This window comes from Campylobacter sp. TTU-622, from assembly GCF_016598965.1.
In the GTDB taxonomy this organism is placed as follows: Bacteria; Campylobacterota; Campylobacteria; order Campylobacterales; family Campylobacteraceae; genus Campylobacter_D.
This window is the reverse complement of the sequence record NZ_JAENKR010000195.1, coordinates 1-732: the sequence shown is the minus strand read 5'-3', so window position 1 is coordinate 732 and position 732 is coordinate 1. Positions and strand designations below refer to the sequence as shown.

General features: G+C 22.8%; 1 pseudogene. It reads right to left on the bottom strand.

From position 1 onward, the window contains the following. Window positions 1-467 (bottom strand): annotated as a pseudogene (locus tag JG677_RS08435) (methyl-accepting chemotaxis protein); the annotation flags it as partial. Window positions 468-732 lie beyond the last annotated feature (265 nt).

Genomic DNA, 732 nt, shown 5'->3' with positions numbered 1-732 from the left:
CCATTTGTTTTTAAAGCTTCCTGATAATAATCTCTTGTTCTTGCATCATAATTATCAGCTTTACCATAAATACCAAAATTCTTTCCTTTAGCATCAGAATCTGTATCACTTACAATAAGCTCGCCATCTGGTTGTGCAATATAAGCTGCTAAAAATCTTCCAGCTTCTCTTAAAAACTTTAAATCATCTCCTATATTTTCCATCAAAGCTTGTTGATTATCTAATTGATTATAGGAAAGTTTTAAAATTCTATTAGCGAAATTTTCAAGAGTTTGTGAATTATTATTTTGAAAATTGATGATAGATTCTTGAGCTACCTTTAAAACATTACTTTGAGATTTAAATTCTGCTTTATTCAAAGCATCTTTTGAAAAATAAAAAGTAACTATACCCAAAACAACTAAACACAAAATAGCTATAATATTAGCTATTAAAGAGATTTTAAATTTAACACTGCTTATTTTCATAAAAATCCTTCAGAACTAAAAATAATAAATTATTATATAACAAAAACAACTTATTTATTCTATATTTAGGAAATTTTAACAAGAAAATATAAAAACTTATTTTTTCAAAACAAATATAACTGAAGTTTTATTTAAAAAATTTATTGAATTTTATTCTTTAACATTAAAAGCTAGAAAGTAGTTTAATAATTAAATTTATTTATTACTCATATTAATTCACTAAAGAGCTTTTGCTCTTTAGTTATTAAAATCTCTTTTTCTTTAC